At 66.5% G+C, this 19,322-nt stretch carries 13 protein-coding genes and 1 pseudogene; 7 read left to right on the forward strand and 7 right to left on the reverse strand.

What is annotated here, in order from left to right; genetic code table 11:
* The first annotated feature begins 143 nt into the window (after window positions 1-143).
* A pseudogene (locus CA606_RS02915) lies at window positions 144-3,511 on the forward strand (TonB-dependent receptor).
* 126 nt (window positions 3,512-3,637) lie between these two features.
* Here CA606_RS02915 and CA606_RS02920 read toward each other — a convergent pair.
* From CA606_RS02920 to CA606_RS02930, 3 genes are all read right to left on the reverse strand, one after another.
* Entirely contained in the window at window positions 3,638-4,753 is a 1,116-nt protein-coding gene (locus CA606_RS02920) for a hypothetical protein (protein ID WP_096052465.1), read from the reverse strand.
* A 99-nt stretch (window positions 4,754-4,852) separates the two neighbouring features.
* Complete coding sequence (locus CA606_RS02925) at window positions 4,853-6,088, reverse strand: TetR/AcrR family transcriptional regulator (RefSeq protein ID WP_096053894.1); 1,236 nt, start codon at window positions 6,086-6,088, stop codon at window positions 4,853-4,855.
* A gap of 175 nt (window positions 6,089-6,263) precedes the next feature.
* Window positions 6,264-8,192 carry an ATP-binding protein gene (locus tag CA606_RS02930; protein ID WP_096052464.1) on the reverse strand — a complete coding sequence of 643 codons (1,929 nt, stop codon included), beginning with the start codon at window positions 8,190-8,192 and terminating at the stop codon, window positions 6,264-6,266.
* A gap of 123 nt (window positions 8,193-8,315) precedes the next feature.
* Between CA606_RS02930 and CA606_RS02935 the strand changes: the two genes are divergently transcribed.
* The 5 genes from CA606_RS02935 (at window position 8,316) to CA606_RS02955 (ending at window position 15,424) form a co-directional block, all read left to right on the forward strand.
* The gene (locus CA606_RS02935; RefSeq protein WP_096052463.1) at window positions 8,316-9,542 is read left to right on the forward strand and encodes a serine hydrolase domain-containing protein; all 1,227 of its coding nucleotides are present in this window, start codon (window positions 8,316-8,318) and stop codon (window positions 9,540-9,542) included.
* 413 nt (window positions 9,543-9,955) lie between these two features.
* Window positions 9,956-12,046 (forward strand): 3-hydroxyacyl-CoA dehydrogenase NAD-binding domain-containing protein, encoded by a 2,091-nt coding sequence (locus CA606_RS02940; protein WP_181242750.1) that lies wholly within the window; start codon window positions 9,956-9,958, stop codon window positions 12,044-12,046.
* Window positions 12,047-12,190: 144 nt separating this feature from the next.
* Window positions 12,191-13,747, forward strand: a complete 1,557-nt coding sequence (locus tag CA606_RS02945) for a class I adenylate-forming enzyme family protein (protein ID WP_096052462.1) — start codon at window positions 12,191-12,193, stop codon at window positions 13,745-13,747.
* 127 nt (window positions 13,748-13,874) lie between these two features.
* A complete protein-coding gene (locus CA606_RS02950; RefSeq protein WP_096052461.1) occupies window positions 13,875-14,873 on the forward strand; it encodes a DegT/DnrJ/EryC1/StrS family aminotransferase in 999 nt (332 codons plus the stop codon).
* A gap of 50 nt (window positions 14,874-14,923) precedes the next feature.
* Complete coding sequence (locus tag CA606_RS02955) at window positions 14,924-15,424, forward strand: DUF2199 domain-containing protein (RefSeq protein WP_096052460.1); 501 nt, start codon at window positions 14,924-14,926, stop codon at window positions 15,422-15,424.
* A gap of 8 nt (window positions 15,425-15,432) precedes the next feature.
* Here the strand turns inward: CA606_RS02955 and CA606_RS02960 are convergent, their stop codons facing one another.
* The 4 genes from CA606_RS02960 to CA606_RS02975 are packed head-to-tail and all read right to left on the reverse strand — an operon-like array spanning window position 15,433 to window position 18,088.
* A complete protein-coding gene (locus tag CA606_RS02960) occupies window positions 15,433-15,828 on the reverse strand; it encodes a type II toxin-antitoxin system HicB family antitoxin (RefSeq protein ID WP_096052459.1) in 396 nt (131 codons plus the stop codon).
* A gap of 4 nt (window positions 15,829-15,832) precedes the next feature.
* Complete coding sequence (locus tag CA606_RS02965) at window positions 15,833-16,021, reverse strand: type II toxin-antitoxin system HicA family toxin (RefSeq protein WP_010921020.1); 189 nt, start codon at window positions 16,019-16,021, stop codon at window positions 15,833-15,835.
* Between the two features lie 53 nt (window positions 16,022-16,074).
* On the reverse strand, window positions 16,075-17,043 hold the full coding sequence (corA, locus tag CA606_RS02970; RefSeq protein ID WP_096052458.1) for a magnesium/cobalt transporter CorA: 969 nt from the start codon (window positions 17,041-17,043) through the stop codon (window positions 16,075-16,077).
* A gap of 10 nt (window positions 17,044-17,053) precedes the next feature.
* Window positions 17,054-18,088, reverse strand: coding sequence for an adenosine deaminase (locus tag CA606_RS02975; RefSeq protein WP_096052457.1), 1,035 nt, complete (start codon window positions 18,086-18,088; stop codon window positions 17,054-17,056).
* A 198-nt stretch (window positions 18,089-18,286) separates the two neighbouring features.
* Between CA606_RS02975 and CA606_RS02980 the strand changes: the two genes are divergently transcribed.
* Window positions 18,287-19,306 carry an amidohydrolase family protein gene (locus tag CA606_RS02980; protein ID WP_096052456.1) on the forward strand — a complete coding sequence of 340 codons (1,020 nt, stop codon included), beginning with the start codon at window positions 18,287-18,289 and terminating at the stop codon, window positions 19,304-19,306.
* Window positions 19,307-19,322 lie beyond the last annotated feature (16 nt).

A 19,322-nucleotide genomic window follows, 5' to 3' on the forward strand; every position in this document is an offset into this window, starting at 1 on the left:
AATTCGACCCAGTTGTTGTGACGCGCGACGCGCCCAGGCGACCAATGGTCTCCCAATTAGGGGTCTGGCCCCAGGAGGGAAACCCCTACTCGAAAGCTTTAACGGGGCTATTCGCCGGCCGGACGCAGTGTTGCGCGCCTTCGATCCCATACCTGTCAGCAGTGTGGTGGATTGACGCGCCGAGCAACCGTGTCTTCTGGCGAAGGTTGACGCGACGGCAGAACATACCGCATCATCGAAACAGGTGTTCGACATAGTTCGTCGCGCGCCCGACTCGTCGCTGTCGGCGAGCCTGTTGCGTGGCTTTTCAGGCGTCCGGCCCCGGGGGATCAAGGCTTGTCGGCTTACTACGGCGCATCTCAAGGTTTCGAAAAAGAACCCGCTAAGCGGCGCGGCTGCATCCGCGCCGAGGCGCGCGCCGGGATCCTGTCAGGAACGCCGCCGCCCAGCTGAACGCGATATGGCCCCGCGAAAAGACGACCGGCCAATCAAGAACGAACCGAGGGAGGGAATACGAATGAACAGAAGCAGCTTCCTGCGTGGGGGATCATGCCTTGCGCTGGCCCTGGCGATGGCGAGCGCGGCTCAGGCCCAACAGGCCCAGAAGCCGGATGTGTCGACCCAGGTCGAGGAGGTCGTCGTCACGGGCTCCTTCATCCGGGGAACGCCCGAGGATGCGGCCCTGCCGGTTGAGGTGATCGGCGCCGAGGAGCTGCAGAAGCGCGGGTCGCCCTCCACCGTCGAGCTGCTCAAGGCGCTTTCGGTCTCCAACGGCGTTCTGGGCGACACCAACCAGTTCGATAGCCGCGCCCAGGGGTCGGAAGGCTCGGGTTCGGTGAACCTGCGGGGTCTTGGGTCACAACGCACCTTGGTGCTGCTGAACGGCCGCCGCCTGGCGATCAATCCGTTTGGCCAGGCCGGAGCCGGCATCGTCGACACCAACATCATCCCCGCCGCCGCCATCGGCCGCCTGGAAGTGCTGAAGGACGGCGCGGCCGCCACCTATGGCTCGGACGCCATCGCCGGCGTCGTCAACTTCATCACCAAGAAGAACTTCGAGGGTCTGGAGGTCGGCGCCGACTACCGTCACATCAACGGTTCGGACGGCGATTACGGGCTGAACTTCACCTGGGGCAAGGTCTGGGAGAACGGCAATGTCCTGGCCAGCCTGGGCTGGCAACATCGCTCGAAGCTCTCGGTCGCTGAGCGCGATTGGGCCAATCAGTCCTATCTGAGCAATCCCGAGGCGGGCTGGTCGGCCGCCGGCAACCCGTCGACCTTCATTCCGCTGGCCAGCACCACCAACGGCATGCGCGACCCGGCCTGCTCGAGCTTGGGCGGTTTCGCCGGTTTCAGCGGCCTGACGCCGGTCTGCTACTGGCACTATACGCCCTTCGACAACCTGGTCGAAAAGTCCAACGCGATCCAGGCCTATGCCGAAGCCAACGCGGACCTGTCGGCCACGACCAAGTTACACATCGAGGTCCTCTACGCGCACACCGACGTGCCCGAGTGGAACACCTCGCCGTCCTACGCCGCCCTGGCCGTGCCGACCGCCGAGGCCTCACCCGTTCCCGGGCGCTACATCGTGCCGGCCTCCAACCCTGGCCTGATCGCCTTCATGGCGGCCAATCCGACGGTGCAGCTGTCCAGCCTGGTGACCGGCGCGGTCTCCACCGTTCCCAGCTCCGTCTTCGCATTCGGCGCGATCAACGCCGCCAACCGGCCGTTCGGCATCGGCGGCAATCCAAAGTTCGGCTATGGGCCCTCGATCGGCGCGCGGTCGTTCGACGCCTTCCGGGTGTCGGCCGACCTTTCGGGCGAGTTCGAGAACGGCATCGGCTGGGACGTGGCCCTGACCTACTCCCAAGAGATCGGCATTCGCACCGGCTATGACACGCTGGTCAACCGCTTCGCCCTGGCGCTGCAGGGCCTGGGCGGCCCACTCTGCGACAGCAACCCGTCGCTGCCGGGCGTCCAGGGCACGGCCGGCGTCGGTCAGTGCATGTATTACAACCCCTTCGCCAGCGCGATCCCGGGCAACGCCATCACGGGCCAGGCCAACGCCGGCTACAGCCCGGCTCTGGCCAACAACAAGGATCTGGTCGACTGGTTCTTCAAGAAGCTGTCGACCAAGCAGGCCTCGCGCCTGTTCGTCGGCGAGGCGGTGTTGAACGGCAAGACCAACATCACCTTGAAGGGCGGCGACATCGCCTGGGCCGCGGGCGTTCAGTATCGCCGCAGCTACTTCACCGCCGACTACAACGACATCAGCAACGCGGCGATCAACCCGTGCGTCAATACGCCGGACTTCGGCGTTACCACCTGCACAGGTTCGGTGCGCAACGGGCCGTTCATGTTCCTGGGCGTCGGCAATGAGGCTGACAATCAGAGCGACGTGACGGCGGCGTTCGGTGAACTCTCCGTGCCGATCACCGATGACTTCCAGGCGCAGCTCGCCGCGCGCTTCGAGCAGTACGGCGGCGCGGTCGGCTCGACCTTCAATCCGAAGGCCTCGCTGCGCTGGCAGGCCACGCCGTGGCTGGCCTTGCGCGCCTCGGCCGGCTCGACGTTCCGCGGGCCGCCGGATCCGCTGACCACCACCACCTCGGTGACCTCGCTGCAGGGCATTCTGGGCGTGTTCCGCGCCGTCGACATCTACGGCAACCCGAACCTGAAGCCGGAAAAGGCCCAGACCTACAACTTCGGCCTCCTGTTCAAGACAGGGGATTTCAAGGCCAGCGTCGACTACTTCTACTTCGACTTTAAGGATCCCATCGTCGCCGAGCCGGTCGCGGGCATGGTCGCCTCGCTCTATCCGAACGGCGCGGCCGGCGCGAACAACTGCGCCGATCCAGCCTATGCCGGCTTGGTGTCGCGCTTCACCTTTACCGGCGCCTGCACCACCCCGACGACCAGCATCGCGCGCCTGCGCACCAACTATATCAACGGCGCGCCGGTGAAGAACGCGGGCTTCGACTTCTCGGCCGACTATCGGTTCCGGGATGTCATGGGCGGGGATGTCTCGGTCGGCGGCTCGGCGACCTACATCCAGAAGTACAAGGTCGGCGCCACCCAGGTGGAAGGCATCACCGTGGAGAAGGCGTTCGACGCTGTGGGCCTGCTGAACTACCAGACGACCGTCGTGCCGATCCCGAAGTGGAAGGGTGACGCCTATGCGGAATGGAGTTCTGGTCCGCACAACCTGCGTCTGTCGGTGCACTACATCGGCGCCTACACCGACCAGCGCACCGCGCCGTTCGCGACCAACGCCTACAAGGACACCACGGGCGCGGGCGTCACGGTCAGCGCGGGCAAGAAGATCGAAAAGCAGATCCTGACCAACCTCGCCTATCGCGTCTTCCTGCCCTGGGACACCACAGCGACCCTGGCGATCACCAACATCTTCGACAAGGACCCGTCCTACGCCCGGCTCGACCTGGGCTACGACCCCTTCACCGGCGATCCGCTGGGCCGCACCTACAAGGTGGGCCTGCGTAAGAAGTTCTAGTTCCTCGGAGCGTGTGGGAACTTGCGGCGCGTCCTTCCCCCAAGGACGCGCCGTCTTCTTGTCTGGCGCTGCGCGCTGCAGCCAGATCGCGGACCAAGGGTCGCGTTGGAGGGCCTCGGCTGGGAGTTAGAGCCAGTCCAGCAGGCTCGCGGGTCCGGCCACTGAGCCGTCGGCGTTGAACATCTGCGCCAGCTTCTCGCGCGAGGCCTGCAGATCCGTCATCTTGGCGTAGATCTCGGGCGTCCAGCCGGCGGCTTGTCGTTCTTCAGCGGTCATGGCCGCGTAGCGGGTGATCATGGCCTTGCCAAAGCCGCCGGCCTCGTCGGCGGTGGACTGGTAGCTGGCCTTGATGGCGGCGCTGTCGCGAGTACGAATTTCCGCCTTGGCCTGAGCGATCTCATGGGTCGAGAACTGGTCGTCCTTGTTCAGGGCGATGGCGGATAGCGAGCGATCGTCGAAACGACGGAAGTCGATCTCGCCATTGTCGCGGTCCTTGGCGGCCTCGGGGGCGAAGGCCAGTTCGTACTGCTTGTCCAGCGCCAGGCGGACATCGCCGGCGACCTTGCCGAAGTCTCGGGTCTTGGCTCCGGCCACGGCGCTGCCGGTTTCCTTCATGTAGGCGGCCACGCTGTCGTTCGCGATGCCGGCCGGCGCCAGACCCGGGCGGGCGATGGCCTGCTTGCGCCCCTCGACCAGCGCCTCGTGATCGCGGGCCCAGGCGGCGGAAGCCTTCTCCTCGGGGCCTGCCGTGTCCAGATGGTCCAGCGCCGCCTGATAGAGACTTGCGTAGTCGCCGGTGAGCCTGGCCTGAGCGGCGGGGGCGGCGAGCACGGCGTCCTGCTGTGATTTCAGGCCCAGGGCGGCGACCACCTGCTGCTCCATCGGGAACTGCCCGCCCTTGTTGCTGGCCACCGCATGCAGCGCGCGCCGATCCAGAGCCGTCAGGTCGATCGTGGGCGCGCCGTCCTTCAGCGCGCTGGCCGCGCCGGCCGCCTTCAGGCGTGCGGTGATCTGGGTCCTGGCCTCGGCGACCACCGTCTCGATCGTTCGGGAGTCGGTCTGCGCCTTCAGCGCCGCCTGGGCGGCGGGCGACAGGGTGACGTTCACCGCCGGGGTGTTGATGGTCTCGCTCTGGTCGCGGGTCTTGGCCTGGGCGGCCGCCTGACTGGCGCGTTGCGCCGCCGTCTGGCCTGCAGAGAGGCCTGGCGCATAGGTCGACGCATACGGATTAATCGTCGTCATGGCGCGCGACTTCTAGCGAATCGAGGTCTCGATGCTAGCAGCCGCCCGCTGGCTTGGGCGCCCTATGGTTAATTGGCCGCGGCGCCGCGTGAAGAGCGGCTAGCTGAGCAGCCCCGTCAGCAGCGGACGGGCGAACAGATCCGCAGCCTCCTCACGCTGCAGGCCGGGAACCCAGGCCTCAAGCGAGGCGGCGGCGTTCAGCATCGAGTTGATCATGTGCGCGGCGATGCTGGCGTCGACCGCCCGGATCGATCCATCGGCGACACCATCCGAGATGATCGACGCAAAGCGTTGCCAGCCCCGCATGTAGCCATCAGCCATGTCGCTTCGCAGCGGCTCGGGCAGCGCGCCCAGCGACGAGGCGCGCAGCAGGGGGCCGTGCTCGGACAGTTGATAGCTGGTCAGTCCAGCGGCGGTCGACACCAGCTGGGTCCAGCTGTCGGTCGGCAGGGCGCGGGCGTCCAGTTGCGACCGGCGGGTGACGGTGAAGGTGCGCTCGAAGCACTCGGTGACCAGCGCGTCCTTGTCGTCGTGGTGGTGATAGAACGAACCCTTGGTGACATTGAGCGCCGCAGAAATCTCCTCGACCGAAGCGCCGCGATAGCCCCGCTGGTTGATCAGCCGCGTCGCCGCCACCAGGAAGGTTTCGCGCCACTCCAGGCCCTCGGGCGACAGAGGCGTCGGATCGGGCAGGGGGCGAGGGGCCCATGCGCCATGCGCCGCCGGCAGGCCCTTCAGCAGGATGTCGCTCATCCGCTCGAGCACCCGGCCGTAGTCCTCGACATCGTAGCGGCGCAGCCAGCGGCCGGACCAGAACACCTGCTCCATCAAAAGATGGGTGCGCGCGTTGCGCTGGCGCTTGTCGAGGTGCGCCAGAGACGGATCGTCGAAGAAGCTCCGCACCCGCCGAAACAGGTCGTTGAACGCGCCGATGACCGAGCCCCGCAAGGGCTCCTTCAGCGCCTTGATCTCGGCGAAGCTGGTCAGCGGCGTCGCCTCGCCCATACGGACGCGACGGTTCAGGTCGAGATAGAGATCCAGAAACTTGACGATCCGCGCGGCGGGGCTCGCTTCGACGGCGGCCTGCTCGACCATCGCCTCGAAACGCTCGAGCCCGCGCATGAAGCAGGCGGCGGCCAGATCGTCCTTCTTGCGATAGTAGTAGGTGACGCTGGTGGTGTTGAGGCCAACGCTGGCGGCGACATCGGCCAGCGTCATGCCGCGCACGCCCTGGCGGTTCAGGATCGTCGTGGCCGCCGCCAGGATCGTCTCCTTCTTCCGCGCGTAGCGCGCCGTCGCCGCTCCCGCGATCCGACCGTCGTCCATCACCTTCAAATCCTCGGGTCCCATCACGACCGACGGTCGCGCCGGCCACTGGACTCTCGCGTCCAACTTAGGCGTCCCTCGGGTTGGCTGAAAGGCCAACGCCGTCCGTCGCGGGACAATAGTGGGTGCCTACAGCCTCGTTTTGTCAGGATTGTTGCAAGGCGGAGCTGTTTTTCACCGCAGCCTAGGAAACCTTGCGCGCCGTCGGGCGGTCCCCGTCCAGGACAGCGGCGATCGCCTGAGCGAGCGCCATCGGCGAGAGCGGTTTGGCGACCGCCCCATCCATCCCCGCCGCCAGATAGCCGGCCTGCTGGTGCGCCATCGCATTGGCGGTCATGGCCAGGATCGGCGCGGCGCCCGCCGGGCCCTTGATCGCGCGGATACGATGGGTGGCCTCGACGCCGTCCATCACCGGCATCTGGATGTCCATCAGGATCAGGTCAAAGCCCTGGCGCGCCGCCGTCACGCCCTGTGCGCCATCCTCGGCGGTGGTCACCCTTGCGCCGAGCGCTTCGAGCATGCGCGTGGCGATCAGCCGGTTGGTCGCGTTGTCCTCGACCAGCAGGACACTGAGCCCGTCGAAGAGCGGGCCGTCGGCCTCTGTCTCCTGCAAGTCCGGGCGAGCGCAGGCCTGCGCCTCGACCTCCAGCCAGAAGGTCGAGCCCTTGCCCAGTTGGCTCTCGAAGCCGACCTCGCCGCCCATCATCTCGGCCAGTCGCCGGCAGATGGCGAGGCCCAGGCCAGAACCGCCGAAGCGCCGGGTTGTTGAGCCGTCACCCTGACGGAAGCGTTCGAACAGGCGCGCTCCGGCTTCCTCGCCGATGCCGACGCCGGTGTCGTCAATCTCGAAGCGCAGGCGCAAGCGCGCGCCGTCGGGCGTGTCGATCCGCCGTCCCGACAGCCGCGCGACGACGCCGCCGTTCAGGGTGAATTTCACGGCGTTGCCGATCAGGTTGAACAGGGCCTGGCGCAGACGCAGGGGGTCGGTCGTCGCCCAGCCGAGATCGGGCGAAGCCTCGACCCGCAGGTACAGTCCCTTGGCTTCGGCCTGGGCGCGCAGCATGTCGGCGACGCCACGCAGCAGTTCGGCCGGACAGACGGGTTCGGCGGACAACTCCAGCTTGCCGGCCTCGATCTTCGAGAAGTCGATGATGTCGTTCAGCAGCTCCGACAGCATTTGGCCGCAACCCAGCGCCTCGGTGAGCAGACGGCGGCCGTCATCCGACAGCTTTTCATTCTTCAGCAGGTGCAACACCCCCAGCACGCCGTTCATGGGCGTGCGGATCTCATGGCTCATATTGGCCAGGAACTGCGACTTGGCCTCGGCGGCGGCGAGCGCGGCGTCGCGGGCGGCGACCAGTTCGTTGACGTTCTGGGTAATGCCGATGACGTCAAAGGCGTCGGGGCTGGACCCGCGTACGCCGCGCCAGGCCACATGCAGGTGGATCCACTCCTCGGCCCCCGGGTCGAGATAACGGTAGTCAAGCTCGACGTGCTCGCCCGTCTGGAGCGTTCGTGAGAACGCCTGCCAGACCCGCGCGCGGTCGTCGGGGTGGATCGACAGGGTCATCTCGGCGACCGTCATCGTCCGCGCGCCGCCCTCCGGCGCGCTGGGCGTCGGGATATCTTGATCAAAGACGTAGACGCCCTTGCGCGGATTGAAGCGCCAGACATAGACGCCCGCGGCGTTTCGGAGCAGTTCGTTGGAGCGTTCAGCCTGCAGTCGCGAGGCTTCTCGCGCGCGGTCGTCGCTGATGTCCTGGAACACGATCAGTTGGCCGCCCCCCTCGAGGAGGGTCGACTGCGTGCGGACCCACAGCCAGCCACCGCCTTTGCGGGCCAGCCGGTTCTCGCTGTGCGCGTGGCCGACGGTGCGCAGGGCCTGGCCCGCGGCGGTCAGCACCTCGGTGTCGTGCAGGTGGAAGAAATCGCGGACCTGACGGCCGAGGGTCTCGTCGACAGCCCAGCCGGTCAGCTGGCTCCAGGCGGGATTGACGCGGATGATCTTGCTGTCGCGAAGCACGACGAACATGTCGAGGCTGTTCTGGAAGAACCAGTCAGCCGCAGCGGCTTCGATTCTGGTGGCAGCCTCGGTATCCAAGTGCTTGCCCATCCTGCTTCGCTCGTCTTCAATCGATGATGCGCAGGGTCGGGTAAAGTTTACGTTGCGGCATAACGCCTCGGCGTGTGTCCTGATCCAAGCCAATCAAGACGTGAAAAAGGGGAGAGCAGGACGTTGAGCACGCCAGAAGCCGTAGGACTGTCGTCGGAGCGCCTGAAGCGCATCGATAGCTTCATCCAGGCCAAGTACATCGACTCGGGAAAACTGCCCTGCGCCCTGACCCAAGTCTGGCGGCGCGGGCAGCTGGCCTACACTTCGGTGTTGGGCAGCGCCGATCTCGAACGCGGCAAACCCCTCAAGGCTGATAGCCTGTTCCGCATCTATTCGATGACCAAACCCGTCACCAGCGTCGCCTTCATGATGCTGGTCGAGGAGGGTTTGGTCTCGCTCGACGATCCTGTGCACCGCTTCATCCCAGCCTGGCGGGATCTGGGCGTCTTCCAGGCCGGCGTCGCAGGCGCCTTCCAGACGACGCGGACCAAGGAGCCCATGCGCACCATCGACCTGCTGCGCCATACCTCGGGCCTGACCTACGGCTTCCAGCAGCGGACCAATGTCGATGCGGCCTATCGCAAGTTGAAGCTGGATGGCGTGGACAGCGAAGGCGGACTGAAGACCTTCGTCGAGACGCTGGGCACGGTGCCGCTGGAGTTCTCGCCCGGCGAGGCCTGGAACTACTCGGTTGCGACCGACGTGCTGGGCTATCTGGTCGAGGCGATCTCGGGCATGCCGTTCGACGTGTTCCTGAAGACCCGGATCTTCGACCCGCTGAAGATGGTCGACACCGGCTTCTTCGTGCCGGAAGGCCAGCGCGAGCGCTTCACCGCCTGTTACGCCCTGACGCCGTCGGGCAAGGTTGTGCTGCAGGACGATCCCGAGAAGAGCCGGTACCTGTCCGACCCGTCGGTGAAGTCCGGCGGTGGCGGCTTGGTCTCGACCGCCGACGACTACATGCGCTTCTGCCGCATGCTGCTGAACGGCGGTGAACTGGACGGCGTGCGCCTGCTCAGCCCCAAGACGATCAAGCTGATGACGATGAACCACCTGCCGGGTGGTCAGGAGCTGGTTCAGGCGTCCAAGTCGCTGTTCAGCGAAGCCGTGTTCGAGGGGCTGGGCTTTGGCTTGGGCTTTGCGATGACCATCGACCAGGCCAGGACCAAGAACTTGGGCTCCCATGGCGAGTACTTCTGGGGCGGCATGGCCTCGACCGCGTTCTGGATCGATCCGGTCGAAGACCTCGCGGTGGTGTTCATGACACAGCTGATGCCGTCGACGTCGTACCCGATCCGTCGCGAGCTGCGCACGCTCGTCTATTCGAGCTTCACCGAGGCGGCGGGGTAGGGGGGCGCTTAACCCCATCAAGAAAACGGCGCGGGAGAGCCTCCCGCGCCGAGTTGCGCTTTACCAAAGTCCGACGCATTGCGAGCAATACGTCACGCTCGCGAAATCCACCGACTTCGAAACGTCAGGACGCGTGCAAGGCGCGTCCAAAGCCCATGAATTTCCGCGAACGCCCTCCCCGGCGCGGATCATTCTCTCTGGATTTCAGACGGGTGCGGCGCCGGTCAGCCCCCCGGCGGCGCCTCCGAACCCACGGATGATCTCGGCCGAACTTCTGGTTTCGAATTTGTAGTATGGATTTCGGGCCGTCAACTGGGGGCGCTCGTTAATTGGGCGCCGTCAGGGAGGTCTGGACATCGGCGGCGGAGCATGCACGCTGCTGTCAAACAACCGTTCAAACTAAGAAAACAAGGGTGGAAGCCGCCATGGCCGCGATCAACGCCGTCACCGATTTTTCCGTCGAAGGCGATATTGGCGTCGTCACGCTGAACTCGCCGCCGGTCAACGCACTGTCGGCCGCTGTCCGCGAGGGTCTCGCCGGGGCCTTTGACGCCGCGATCGCCGATGCGGCCGTCAAGGCCATCGTGCTGATCTGCGAGGGCAAGACCTTCATCGCCGGCGCCGACATCACCGAGTTCGGCAAGGCCATGACCGGCCCGTCGCTGCAAGACGTGCAGAATACGATCGAGAACTCGCCCAAGCCGGTCATCGCCGCCATCCACGGCACGGCCCTGGGCGGCGGCCTGGAAGTGGCGTTGGTCGCCAACTATCGCGTCGCCGTTCCGTCGGCCAAGGCTGGCTTGCCGGAAGTGAACATCGGCCTCCTGCCCGGCGCCGGCGGCACCCAGCGTCTGCCGCGCATCGTCGGCGTCGAGAAGGCGCTGGAGATGGTGACCAGCGGTCAGCACGTGCCAGCCAAGGCGGCGCACGCCATGGGCCTGTTCGACGAGCTGGTCGAGGAGGGCAAGCTGCGCGAAGGCGCCATCGCCTTCGCCAAGACGGTGCTGGCCGAGAACCGCCCGCTGAACAAGGTCCGTGACCTTTCCGAAAAGGTCGAGGCCGCGCGCGGCAAGCCCGAGATCTTCGAGGCCTTCCGCAAGGCCAACGCCAAGAAGTTCCGGGGCTTCATGGCCCCCGAGAACAACATCAAGTGCATCGAGGCGGCGGTGAATCTGCCCTTCGACGAAGGCCTGAAGGCCGAGCGCAAGCTGTTCATGGAGCTGATGACCGGCAGCCAGTCGGCCGCCCAGCGCTATGTGTTCTTCGCCGAACGCCAGGCCGCCAAGATCCCGGACGTGCCGGACGACACCGCGACGATCCCGGTCAAGAAGGTCGGCGTCATCGGCGCCGGCACCATGGGCGGCGGCATCGCCATGAACTTCCTTAACGCCGGCATCCCGGTGACGATCATCGAGGCCAAACAGGAGAACCTCGAACGCGGCGTGGGCGTCATCCGCAAGAACTACGAGAACACCGCCAAGAAGGGCCGCCTGACCCAGGACGATGTCGAAAAGCGCATGGCGCTGCTGACCCCCTCCATGGAGATGGAGGCGCTGGCCGACTGCGACATGATTATCGAGGCCGTGTTCGAGCTGATGGAGATCAAGAAGGAGGTCTTCACCAAGCTGGACAAGATCGCCAAGCCCGGCGCGATCCTGGCCACCAACACCTCGTACCTGAACGTCGACGAGATCGCCGCCTGCACCAGCCGGCCTGAAAGCGTGATCGGCACCCACTTCTTCTCGCCGGCCAATGTCATGCGCCTGCTGGAGCTGGTGCGGGGCGATGCGACCAGCAAAGAGGTCATCGCCACCTGCATGAAGCTCTCCAAGACCATCGGCAAGGTCCCGGTTCTGGTCGGCGTCTGCTACGGCTTCGTCGGCAACCGCATGCTGGCCCAGCGCCAGCGCGAGGCCCAGAAGCTGATCCTGGAAGGCGCCATGCCCTGGGACGTCGACCGGGTGCTGTACGACTTTGGCCTGCCGATGGGGCCGTTCGCGATGAGCGACCTGGCCGGCCTCGACATCGGCTGGGATCCGGCCAAGACCAGCTCCTCGACCGTGCGTGAGGTCCTCTGCGAGATGGACCGCCGCGGCCAGAAGAACGGCAAGGGCTTCTACGACTACGACGAGAACCGCAACGCCAAGCCTTCGCCCGTCGTCGAGGAGGTGATCCGCGACTTCGCCGAGAAGCGCCAGATCCAGCGCCGCGAGATCACCGACCAGGAGATCCTGGAGCGGTGCCTGTATCCGATGGTCAACGAGGGCGCGAAGATCCTCGAGGAAGGCAAGGCCATCCGGGCCTCCGACATCGATATCGTCTGGATCAACGGCTACGGCTGGCCGGTCTATAGCGGCGGCCCGATGTTCTGGGGCGAGCTGGTGGGCCTCGACAAGGTCTTGGCCAAGATGAAGCAGTTCCACGCCGAGCTCGGCGACGACTTCAAGCCCTCGGCCCTGCTGGAGCGCCTGGTGGCTGAGGGCAAGGGCTTCAAGGACGCCTAACGCCAATCCCCTCCCCTTGATGGGGAGGGGTAGGGGTGGGGTGACGCGGCGGCTAAGGCCGCGCCCCCACGTCCGACGGTGTCACCCCCATCCCCAACCCTTCCCCCATCCAAGGGGGAAGGGCGCTTCCGTGAGGCGTTTACCATGTCCACCCTCGCCGCCATGATCGCCGCCGACTACGGGACCATCGGTGACGTCCTGCGCGAGCGGGCCCGGGAAAATCCCGATCGTCTGGCGGTGGTCATGGAGACGGGCGAGGCCGTCACCTACGCCCAGTTCGACGGGCTGGTCGACCGGGTGGCCGCCGCCCTTCAACGCGATGGCGTCAAGCCCGGCGAAGCGGTGGCGGTCTGCGCCCTGTCGTCCATTCCCTACGCGGCGCTGTTCCTGGGCGCCCTGCGAGCCGGCGTCGCGGTGGCCCCGATCGCGCCGTCGTCGACGCCGGACTCCATCGCCGTGATGGTCGCCGACTGCGGCGCCAAGCTGTTCTTTCTGGACGCTGGCGTCGCTGAGGCCCAGAAGCCTGCGCCGGTTCCCGTTCGCCAGATCGCGCTCGATGGCTCCGCCGCCGGCGAGGCCTTCGACGCCTGGCTGGCCCCCGAGGGCGTCACGCCCGCGCCGGTCGAGATCGGCCCCAAGCACCCGTTCAACATCATCTATTCCAGCGGCACGACCGGCACGCCCAAGGGCATCATCCAGTCGCACGGTATGCGCTGGAAGCACATCTTCGTGGGCGACGCGATCGGCTATGGCCACGCGCCGGTCAGCCTGTTGTCGACGCCGCTCTATTCGAACACCACGCTGGTTTGCTTCTTCCCGACCCTGGCGGGCGGCGGGACCGTGGTGCTGATGAAGAAGTTCGACGTGGGGCGTTATCTGGCGTTGGCCGCCCAGCATCGCATCACCCACACCATGCTGGTGCCGGTGCAGTACCGCCGGCTGATGGAGCACCCGGATTTCGACGCTTACGACCTCTCATCCACGCGGATGAAGTTCTGCACCAGCGCCCCGTTCGCCGCCGAACTCAAGGCCCAGGTTCTCAAGCGCTGGCCCGGCGGCCTGGTCGAGTACTTCGGCATGACCGAAGGCGGCGGCACCTGCATCCTCATGGCGCATGAGCACCCCGACAAGCTGCACACGGTCGGGCGTCCGGCGCCGGGTCACGACATTCGGCTGATCGACGAGGACGGCCAGCAGGTCGGCCCCGGCGTCGTCGGCGAGATTGTCGGTCGTTCGGCCAGCATGATGAACGGCTACCATGGCCGCCCGGACAAGACCGCCGAGGCGACCTGGATCTCGCCCGAGGGCTGGACCTTCATCCGCACCGGCGATGTCGGCCGCTTCGACGAAGAGGGCTTCCTCACCCTGATGGACCGCAAGAAGGACATGATCATCAGCGGTGGGTTCAATATCTACCCGTCTGACCTGGAGGCCGTGCTGGTCCAGCATCCGGCGGTGGTCGAGGCCGCCGTGGTCGGCGTACCGTCCGACGCTTGGGGCGAGACGCCGGTGGCCTTCGTGGCGCTGAAGACAGGGCAGGTCGCCGAGGCCGACGCCATCAAGACCTTCGTCAATGGCCAGGTCGGCAAGACCCAGAGACTCGCCGAGGTCGTCGTCGTGGACAGTTTGCCGCGCAGCCATATTGGTAAGGTCCTGAAGCGCGAACTGCGCGACTCATGGCAGAAGTCGCCTACTGAGTAGCGTCATGCGGCGTTTTTTGCCGCGACCGCGCGCCGCATTAGGGCGAGCGGAATCGATGAATACGGTTGCTTAACCATATGGTGCGGCCATCAGGTCGCCCGGTTCGTCGTGGATTGCGTTCAAGCTCATGCGCCCGAAGCCCGTCGCCGCTCCGATCAATGCTCTCGCCGACCTGGCGCGCGAGGCGAAAAGCCTTACCCGCGCGTCAGGCGCACCGATTGACTTCGACGCTGTCGCCAAGGCGCTCAGCGCCGCCGGTCACCCCTCGGATCTCGAACAGCGCCTGGCCGCGCGTTTCGCCCGCCCCGTCGCCGCCCGGGCTTTCGCCGCGCGGATCGAGGCCACCGCCGCGAGCTTGAAGGCCTTGGGCGTTCGTGAGGGCGGCGTCTGCGTCGTCTCGGCCCTGGCCGATTCGGAGACCCTCGCCGGCGTCGCCGCCGCCGGCCTCAAGGCCTGGTTGGTCGATGTCGACCCCTTCAGCGCCATGTTCGACACCGACCACCTGCGCGAGCGCCTGCCCGAAGCGCCGGGGCCGCTGGAAGCCATCCTGCCCGCCGCCGCCCACGGTCGCGCGCCCGACATGCGCGCCTGGGCCGCGTTCCGCAACGAGACGGGCCTGCCCATTCTCGTCGACGCTCACGGCGCCTTCGACGTGATCATCGAAGCGCCCGTGCCCGTGCTGGTGGGCCTGCCCAGCGGTCAAGGCGTGTTCCTGGCCTGCGAGAACGCCATCCCTGTCAACGCCGTCGAGGCCGCGCCCTTCGCGGGCGACGACGGCCTCGCCGCCTGGCCCGGCCTGCGCCAGCGTCTTTGCGGCACGGCCCAACAGCTGCGCGTTCTGCTGCTCGACAGCGGCGTGGGTTTTCAGCCCGGCTGGGGCATGAGCTGGATCTCGCCGGTGTGCGCTTTGAGCTTGCCGACCGACGACGCCGGCGCAGTGGCCTGGAGGCTTCAGGCGGCGGGTGTGCCGGCGAGCTGTTCGGTCCGCGATCGCACGCTCGCCGCCGACGAAACGCCCAACGCCGATCACCTGGCCGCCTCGACCGTGGTGGTGACCCTGGATCCGAACCTCGACATCGAAGCGCTGGACCGCCTCTGCGGCGCCCTACGCGACGCGGTGGCCTGAGCGGCGAACTTGGCCTAAGCATCGGCCGTCGTCTCAAGCCGAAGGTTCCGATGGCCGAAAAACTCGAATGCGCCACGTGCGGCCGGCGGCATGAGGCCCTAACCCGCGACTGGGGCTTTTCCCTGCCGGACGAGGTCTTCGCCCTGCCCGAGGCCGAACTGGGCGCGGAGGTCCGCTATGACGACGACCTTTGCCAGTGGGGCGAGCGCCACTTCATCCGCTGCATCCTTCCGGTCCCGCTGAAGGGCGAAGACGACTACTTTGGCTGGGGCGCCTGGGCCGAGGTCGAGGCCGATGTCTTCCAGCGCTATCTCGACCTCTACGAGGAGGATGGCCGCGAGGAGCCGCCGCATCCGGCGAAACTGGCCAACAAGCTTGCGCCCTATCCCGGCACGACCCTGGGCACGCGGCTACTGATCCAGTTCCAGACCCCGGACGAGCGACCGACTCTGGTTCTGCTGGAAGGCGACAAAAGCCGCCTGGCGCAGGAGCAGCGCGACGGGATCGACGCCGCGCGGCATCACGAGATCCTGGCGGGGCTGGAGGGATAGGGACGGGCTTAAGCGGCGTCGATCAGCTGCTTGGCGGCGCGCGCCAGAAGACCTGAACGCGTATAGCCATGGGTTTCGGCGAAGGCGTCGATTTCGCGCAGCGTGGTCTCGGGCAAGGTGATGTTGACCCGCACCGTCCGGGGCTGGGCGGTCTTCAGCGGCACAAGGATCACCACGCCGTCGCGGTTGCCGGGGTTGGCCATGACCTCGTCCAGGGCTGACGGCGCCGGCAGGGCTTCGCCATCCTCGATCATGCCCTCGACATGCAGCGCCAGAGCCTCCTCGGCGTTGGCGCGGGCTTCTTCAAGCGTCTCGCCGACGCTGATGCAGCCCGGCAAGTCGGGAAAGGACACACCGAAGGCGCTCTCGGCGTCCTTGTGGATCAGGGCGATATAGTCGGCCATCGCTCTACCTCAGTTTCAGGTCTGCCTGACGCTCGATCGAGCGCAGCGTTCCCAGCGGCAAGTCGCGCTTGGGGTGCGGCACGGTCACGCGTCCGGACTTGGTCGGGTGCTTGAATTGCGCGTGAGAGCCGCGCCGTGCGACTTCGACCCAGCCATCGGCTTCCAGCGCCGCGATCACCTCACGACTGTTCATGGTGTGTATTAGTGCGCATAAATGGCGAGGGGTCAAGGTAGGCGCTCGCCGCCCTAAAGCCACCCCGCCTTCTTGAACCGCCGGTACAGCAGCCCGCAGACCACGACGATCCCGCCGATCACGGCCGGATAGCCATAGGCCCACTTCAGCTCGGGCATGTGCTCGAAGTTCATGCCGTAGATCCCGGCGATCGCGGTGGGCACCGCCAGGATCGCGGCCCAGGCGGCCAGCTGGCGGGTGATCACCCCTTGGCGCTGCTGCTCCAGGAGGCTGGCGATTTCGAACACCGAGGTCAGGACCTCGCGCAGGCCGTCGACCAGGATCTCGGTGCGCTGCACGTGGTCATGGACATCGCGGAAGTACATCCGCACCTCGCTGTCGATACAGGGCAGGTCGTGATGTTCCAGGGCGCCGGCCACCTGGGCCATCGGGCCCAGCATCTTCTTGAACTTCATCAGCGCGCGGCGCAGGGCGAAGATACGGGTGATCTCGGCGCGGCTCAGGAAGGCGTCCAGCGCCCGCTGTTCGATCCCCTGCAGCTCTTCCTCGATCTGGTCGACGATCGGCATGTAGCCGTCGACGATGAAGTCCAGCACCGCGTGCAGCACGTAGTCGACGCCATGGGCGAGCAGGCCCGGCGTCGCCTCCAGCTGGGCGCGTAGTTCGGTGTGGGCGCGGGCGCTGCCATGGCGCACGGTGATCAGGTGCTGGCGCCCGACAAAGAAGTCGGTCTGGCCGTAGGCGATGCGGTCGCCTTCCAGATGCGCCGTCTTGGCCACCACGAACAGCTGGTCGCCATAGATCTCGACCTTGGGGGTCTGGCGGGCGGTCAGGGCGTCCTCGATCGCCAGCGGATGCAGCCCAAAGACGCGGCCGAGGACCTGCATTTCATCTGGCGTAGGCTCGACCATGCCGATCCAGACGAACTCGCCGGGACGCGGCGTCAGCGCCTCGGGCTCGGCGAGATCCAGCGCGCGGACAGATTGTCCGGCCTTGTAGGCGGTGGCGGCGATGACGGGCATGGCCGGCGGCTCAGTGAGCCGCCGCGTAGGCCTCGACCCCCGCGATCCGCTCGGCCTTTTCGCCCTCGCTCAGGAACGAGCCTGCGAAGCTGTTCTTGGCCAGGGTGACGATGTCGTCGCGGGTCAGGCCCACGGCGCCGGCGGTGGCCAGATAGTTCTCGAGCAGATAGCCGCCGAAATAGGCCGGATCGTCGGAGTTGACGGTCGCCTTCAGGCCTAGGTCCAGCATGCGCTTGAGCGGATGGACGTCCAGGCTGGGCACGCCGCACAGCTTCAGGTTCGACAGCGGGCAGACGGTCAGGGTGATGCCGTCCTTGACCAGGCGCGCGGTCAGGGCCTCGTCTTCCAGCGCGCGGTTGCCGTGGTCGATGCGGTCGACTTTCACGAGGTCGATGGCTTCCCAGACATAGGCCGGGGGGCCTTCCTCGCCGGCGTGGGCGACGACCTTCAGGCCCCGGTCCCGCGAGGCCTGGAGAACGCGGGCGAACTTGGCCGGCGGGTGGCCGACCTCGGAGCTGTCCAGGCCCACGCCCGCCAGCTTGGCGAGCCAGGGCTTGGCCTGTTCCAGCGTCTCGAACGCGGCCTCTTCCGACAGGTGACGCAGGAAGCACAGGATCAGCTTGGACGTGACGCCCAGCGTCTTCTCGGCCTCGTCCATGCCGGCCAGCAGGCCGTTCATCACCGTGTCGAAGGCGATCCCGCGATCGGTGTGGGTCTGAGGGTCGAAGAAGATCTCGGCGTGGGTCCCACCGTCGGCCGCCAGACGCTGGAAGTAGGCGAGCGCCAGGTCCTTGAAGTCGGCTTCGGTGATCAGCACGCCCGCGCCCTGGTAATAGATGTCCAGGAAGTCCTGCAGGTTCGAGAAGTCGTAGGCCGCCCTGATTTCCTCGACTGAGGCGAAGGGCAGGGTGATCCCGTTCCGCTTGGCCAGCGCGAACATCAGCTCGGGCTCGAGGCTGCCCTCGATATGCATGTGCAGTTCGGCCTTGGGCAGGCCCCTGACAAACTCGGCGAAGGCGATCGGGGCAAGGGAAGCGTCGGTCATGGGGGAGTTATGGGCGCGCCAGCGATGGGGTCAAGCACGGGCCTGGCCTGTGCGAAGGCTTGTCGTCAGATGACCTGTCGTGGACCAAACCAGACCGTGCGCTCTTGGGGGATTTACAGTCCACCGCCCGTGGTCTCCATTGGGACGGCCAGCGACCGACGTTATCCCATCGCCTGGTGATGATCCAAGCGAGGGCCGATGCGCCGAATGTCCGTGACGATGCTTGTGGCTGGTTTTCTGGCCTTCGCGGCGCCCGCGTGGGCGAGTGATCCGATCATCGACATGCACCTGCACGCCTCGGCCGCCGACGAGCAGGGGCCGCCGCCGCTGGCCATGTGCGCGCCGATCAATCCGATGCCGACCTGGGATCAGCGCCAGCCGTGGACCACCGGTCTGATCGCCATGTTCAAGGCGCCCAAATGCGCCGATCCGATCTGGTCGCCGACCACAGACGACGAGATCCGCGACAAGACCCTGGCGATCATGGCCAAGCGCAACATCATCGGTGTGGTCAGCGGACCCTATAAGCGGGTCATGGCCTGGCGGGCTCTGGCTCCTGACCGGGTGCTGCCGGGGCTGATGCCGACCATGTCCGATCTCTCCAAACCCAAGGTGCTGATGGACGATTTCGGCAAGGCCAAGGCCGCCGGCCAGCTGGCGGTGATCGGCGAGCTTGGCTTCCAGTACGAGGGGATCGCGCCCAACGATCCGCGGCTGGACAACCTGTGGGCCGCCGCCGAGGCTGCGGACGTGCCCGTCGCGATTCATATCGGCCCCGGCCCGCCCGGCGTGGCCTATCTGCCGGGGGCCGGCTATCGCGCCCGGCTCAGCAGCCCGCTTCTGCTGGAGGACGTGCTGGTCAAGCATCCCAAGCTGCGGATCAACGTGATGCATGCGGGCTATCCGATGCTGGATGACACCCTGGCGCTGCTCTACGCCCATCCGCAGGTCTATGTGGACACCGGCGTCATCGTCTATTCGCAGCCGCGCCCGGCCTTCTACCGCTACCTGCAGGCGCTGGTCGACGCGGGCTTTGGCGAGCGGGTGATGTTCGGCTCCGACCAGATGGTCTGGCCCGAGACGATCGAGCGGTCGATCGCGGTGATCGACGAGGCGCCGTTCCTCTCCGCCCAGCAAAAGCGCGACATCCTCTACAACAATGCGGCGCGGTTCTTGCGTCTGGACGACACGACGCGAGCCAAGCACGCGGCGATGTGATCTCCCAAGCGCCCCG

Origin of the sequence: Caulobacter vibrioides, assembly GCF_002310375.3 — a bacterium.
GTDB lineage: Bacteria > Pseudomonadota > Alphaproteobacteria > Caulobacterales > Caulobacteraceae > Caulobacter > Caulobacter vibrioides_D.

Bases quoted from the DNA above. Each gene is read 5' to 3' on its own strand.
- CA606_RS02930 (WP_096052464.1), bottom strand. From the start codon at position 8,192: ATGGGCAAGCACTTGGATACCGAGGCTGCCACCAGAATCGAAGCCGCT.
- CA606_RS02920 (WP_096052465.1), bottom strand. From the start codon at position 4,753: ATGACGACGATTAATCCGTATGCGTCGACCTATGCGCCAGGCCTCTCT.
- CA606_RS02980 (WP_096052456.1), top strand. From the start codon at position 18,287: ATGCGCCGAATGTCCGTGACGATGCTTGTGGCTGGTTTTCTGGCCTTC.
- CA606_RS02960 (WP_096052459.1), bottom strand. From the start codon at position 15,828: ATGGCCGACTATATCGCCCTGATCCACAAGGACGCCGAGAGCGCCTTC.
- CA606_RS02945 (WP_096052462.1), top strand. From the start codon at position 12,191: ATGTCCACCCTCGCCGCCATGATCGCCGCCGACTACGGGACCATCGGT.
- CA606_RS02955 (WP_096052460.1), top strand. From the start codon at position 14,924: ATGGCCGAAAAACTCGAATGCGCCACGTGCGGCCGGCGGCATGAGGCC.
- CA606_RS02965 (WP_010921020.1), bottom strand. From the start codon at position 16,021: ATGAACAGTCGTGAGGTGATCGCGGCGCTGGAAGCCGATGGCTGGGTC.
- corA (WP_096052458.1), bottom strand. From the start codon at position 17,043: ATGCCCGTCATCGCCGCCACCGCCTACAAGGCCGGACAATCTGTCCGC.
- CA606_RS02975 (WP_096052457.1), bottom strand. From the start codon at position 18,088: ATGACCGACGCTTCCCTTGCCCCGATCGCCTTCGCCGAGTTTGTCAGG.
- CA606_RS02950 (WP_096052461.1), top strand. From the start codon at position 13,875: ATGCGCCCGAAGCCCGTCGCCGCTCCGATCAATGCTCTCGCCGACCTG.